The organism is Candidatus Hakubella thermalkaliphila (assembly GCF_013281975.1).
Lineage (GTDB): Bacteria > Actinomycetota > Humimicrobiia > Hakubellales > Hakubellaceae > Hakubella > Hakubella thermalkaliphila.
In genome coordinates, this window is sequence record NZ_BLRZ01000125.1 from 1 (window position 1) to 4,364 (window position 4,364).

3 protein-coding genes and 1 pseudogene are annotated in these 4,364 nt (G+C 45.7%); 1 reads left to right on the plus strand and 3 read right to left on the minus strand.

From position 1 onward, the window contains the following. Window positions 1-108, minus strand: a pseudogene (locus HW443_RS09520) (IS701 family transposase); the annotation flags it as partial. A 226-nt stretch (window positions 109-334) separates the two neighbouring features. Further along, entirely contained in the window at window positions 335-583 is a 249-nt protein-coding gene (locus HW443_RS09525; protein WP_176231893.1) for a NifU family protein, read from the minus strand. A gap of 353 nt (window positions 584-936) precedes the next feature. Between HW443_RS09525 and HW443_RS09530 the strand changes: the two genes are divergently transcribed. Further along, complete coding sequence (locus HW443_RS09530) at window positions 937-3,069, plus strand: acetate--CoA ligase family protein (RefSeq protein ID WP_176236054.1); 2,133 nt, start codon at window positions 937-939, stop codon at window positions 3,067-3,069. A 931-nt stretch (window positions 3,070-4,000) separates the two neighbouring features. On the opposite strand, the gene HW443_RS09535 is transcribed toward HW443_RS09530, so the two are convergent. Further along, window positions 4,001-4,364: IS1634 family transposase (locus tag HW443_RS09535; protein WP_176238110.1), on the minus strand; the 364-nt coding region annotated here is incomplete at its 5' end.

Below are 4,364 nucleotides of genomic sequence, written 5' to 3' on the forward strand. Positions count from 1 at the left end.
TGAGCTGGCGCCTTCCCTTCGGGTTGGCACCGGGCGGCTTCTGTGCAGGTGAATATTAGCTATGAGAAAGTGGATGTAATCCAGGTCATCGCATTTGGGTGGGTTCATATTCTCTCCAACCTCCCTTGAAAATAACCCAATTTTCATGCGACGTGGTGCGCCGCGGTGCATGGGCGATTCCTTACCAATAGAACTTGACCTTTTCTTGCAGGTTATATTATAATATACTGGCTAGGGGATTAGGCAGTCAACTGCGTAACTCCTACTATATTAATTTATTTATTCACTTTTATAGCCCAATCAGCACCCTTGTCTTTGCATTTGAACAAAAACCTTACACGACTTCCACTGCTTTCAATTCAGGAATGGCTTTCTTGAGTTCTGTCTCAATGCCGCCTTTCAGTGTCATTATGGACAATATTAGGGATATTAGGGACATGGGGCATGTTCCGCAGGCACCGAGAAGCCTGACCTTCACAATGTTGTCATCTGTTACATCCACAAGCTCCACATCACCGCCGTCCCTGCGAAGGAAGGGCCTTATCCTGTTTATCACTTCTTCAACCTTTGTCCTATTAAGCATTATAGAACCTCCTGATTAAGTTTTTTATCTATTATACAATAATTGAGCCTTTATCTGTTTGTCGAGTATAATTGGGGGAGTTTGGCAACAGGCCCATTTTAGGACATGGCCAGATGATTCAATGGGTCTACGTCAATAAGTCGAATTGCATCACGATTTAATTCGGACCTTTACTGCCAGTGCTACTGAGGTGTATGAGAAAGTGGATTGTCTTCGAAACAAATACGGGTTGATTGGAAGGAGTAGTCTAGTTTCATACCAATTCCTCATGATGGGGCCATCACCCGTGAACCATGAAAATATGGGCTATTTGCTTAGAAAATTTTGAGCTGGTTGTTTTTCTGGAGATTATCATGATTCATCATAGAGTAAAAGGTCATGTTGTTGGTGATAAGTTCAGAGAAATTCTGAATCAGGCAGACCGAGAAAATAGAACCTATTTAGTGGAACATGAGTGTAAGGAAATTTTGGAAGGCATGGGGATATCCACGACAGGCCATCTGGTGGCCAGATCTGAAGACGAAGCCGCTGAAATAAGCAACACGATTAGGTATCCCGTTGTTTTAAAGATCGTCTCGCCGGATGTTGTCCATAAATCGGATGCTGATGGTGTCAAATTAAATCTGAAAAATGAAGAAGAAGTGAGAAGGACTTATCGTGATATTGTCAGTGCATTCAGATATCAGCGCGTCATGGGAGTCTCTGTACAAAAGATGGCCCGACCTGGCATTGAAGCCATTATTGGCGTGACCAGAGATCCCAGCTTTGGGCGTGTTCTCATGTTTGGACTGGGTGGGGTGTTCGTAGAAGTCCTGAAGGATGTCACCTTCAGGATTCTTCCGGTTACCGAGAAAGATGTCACCGATATGATCGAGGAGATAAAGGGTTATCCGTTGCTCAAGGGGTATCGAGGCCATGCTGTGGATATCCCCGCCTTAAAACAGCTCTTATTGAAAATATCCGATCTAGTCACGAAATTCCCGGAGATTAAAGAGCTGGATCTAAATCCTGTATTTCTGTACCCATCTGGAAATATGGTAGTTGATGCGAGAATGTTCATTGGAGAGTTCACGGAAGAAGCCACCGTCAAATCGGATAAAGCACAAAATCTGCACGGCCTGTTCTATCCCGATAGCATTGCGGTTTTTGGTGCCTCCAATTCAGAGGGGAAACTGGGATACAATGTGTTTCGTAATTTGTTATTTCATCAGTTCAAGGGGCGACTCTATCCCATTAACCCCAAAAGCGAATACGTCCAGGGCATCAAGGCATATAAAAGAATCACTGAGGTGGGAGAACCCGTTGATTTGGCCATTGTGGTTGTTCCTGCAGACGCGGTTCCTCAGGTCGTGGAAGATTGTTGCAAAATAGGCGTGAGGTTCATTGTCGTTGAAACGGCGGGGTTTGCCGAGACGGGAGAGGATGGCAAGAAGGTACAGGCGAAAATTAAAAAGATTATTGAGCAAAGCTGTTGCCGGGTGCTTGGCCCGAATTGTTCTGGTGTGATCAACACACACCACAATATGGTTCAATCTATTGGACTCATTGGGGAGCTGGGGAAGGGAAATATTGGATTAATTGCTCAGGCAGGCGTTTATGCGGCTGGCATCCTTACCGGACTACGTCACATCATGGATTTTGGCATTGTTGCAACGATTGGAAATAAGATGGATATTAGCGAGACAGATATCCTCGAATATCTTGGCGAAGATGATCATATCGACGTCATTGCTATGTATATGGAGGATGTCAAGAGCGGGAGAAGATTCATCGACGTCGCCAACAGGGTCACAAAAAAGAAACCGATTATCGTCTTGAAGTCAGGACGGACAGAGGCGGGTAAAAAAGCTGTGTCATCCCATACATCATCCCTGGCCGGTGATGATCAGATCAATAGCGCTGCCTTCAGACAGAGTGGCATCATCCGAGCAAGAAATAATGAACATATGTTTGACCTGACAAAAGCGTTTGCCAAGCAGCCGATTCCGAGGAGTGACGGCGTGCTGGTCATCACTTATTCGGGGTCTCTGGGTGTCGCAGCAACAGACATGCTGCATTTGAATGGGATGAGGCTTGCCGAACTGGAACCCGGCTTAAAGAATCGCCTCCTTGATATTTTGCCGGATTACGTCAAGACCCTCAATCCCGTGGATTATTCATTCAGTATGGATGCGGAGCAGTTGAGAAAGACGATAGAGATCGGGGTGGAAAGTGATGACGTGGGAAGCTTTATCGTGGTTCTTCAGGGAGAGATCCTAGGCTCCTTTATGAATACGCTAAAGAAGATCGATTACAAACATAAGCCCATACTGAGCTGTGTGGCATGCAAGGAGTTCGTGATGGACGATGTCATCAGGATGGAGAAAGCCGGGTTCCCCGTGTATTCAACGGCTGAAACGGCTGCAGAGGTACTTGCCACGATGTACCAGTATGGATTGAGGAGAAGTAGACAGGAACAACGAAAAAATCTTAGCATGTTAACGTGAGCGTTGGGAACGGCTCTGGTGTTGATGGATTTGGTGATGTAGACATCACATCCTGCTTCGAGCTTTCTCCTGGTTACCTTTCATGGCACTGGCTGTAAGGGTAGTGATAATAGGGTAATGATAATGATGTCCTTGGGAGCGGGGTCTTCCCTGGGCTCACTAGTCAAAGTCAGCTTGCCCATGTCCGGAAGCTGGATATGCATTAAAATCGGACCAGGTGCCCGGCTGACAATTTGCAAAGCCGCTTCTGTGATGCAAGGGTGTATACCATTTTGTGTGTCTTCTGCATTATGATAATAATTTCTCATGATGGTCTCATCACCCGTGAACCATGATGAAAATAGGGGCTATTTCTAAGTAACTTCGCCAATAATCATGAGGCTATGGGAATAGTTAAAGCAATTAGAACTATTATCCAAAGCATGGAAAATCGAATCATCATTTGTCCCCCTCTTCGGCAAAGGTCTGCCTATACTACTCCACTAATTAGTTCACACTGAAAAATGACCTGTCGATAGGGTAAAGGCAGAATGCCTGAGAGTAAATTTTGCTCTGATCTAGAGCCTGAAGCTTATTTTTCAGTGCGAACTAACTAGCACTAAGGTGAGATGGGCACCCCTGAAACCTACAGGAGCCAGCTTGATTAACTGCAACAGCCAAGGAGGACAAGGATCAAGGTGAGACTGTTCCGACGCAAAGAGATAGTCCTGGCTCTATTGGGCTCTCTTCTAATTCTGGGAGCGGCATACCTTGTTCTTCTCTCCATTTTTGGGTGATATTAGCCCGGGAAGATGCCCGGAAATCTCCACATTATTCACATTTTTGTTTTTTGAGTCGAAATTTGATATGATAACCGAGGTTCAACAGCAAATTTTAAAAAGACCTGGTCAGAGGCTATTTTGACTTTCAAAATTGTCACTAAACTCTATTTTTACCCTAGTTTTTGGGGCACAAGAACCCGAGAGGGCAAGGGGATATCAAGAGCTGCAAGGACTTGCCGCTGCCGATAAGTGGGCTCACTCACATATCCGTAAGACTCCTGGCCCACTTTCATTACCGCCACCCCCATTTGCTTAAGACTACTCAAGGCCTTTTCAGCGCTTAAGGGCATCTGGGCTCGCTGGAGAGCCTTCTCCATCAGTTTCTCTAACAGATAGGCCAGCACACAGATAAAGACGTGGGCCCGTACCCGATCTTCAGTGCGATGGAAAAAGGGACGCAGATCAAGGACGCTTTTCATGGTTCGAAAGGCTCTTTCCACATCGGCTAGATCCCGATAGGCCTGGATGATCTCC

Excerpts from the sequence above, each read along its gene's own strand:
- HW443_RS09530 (WP_176236054.1), top strand. The coding sequence starts at position 937 with ATGATTCATCATAGAGTAAAAGGTCATGTTGTTGGTGATAAGTTCAGA.
- HW443_RS09525 (WP_176231893.1), bottom strand. The coding sequence starts at position 583 with ATGCTTAATAGGACAAAGGTTGAAGAAGTGATAAACAGGATAAGGCCC.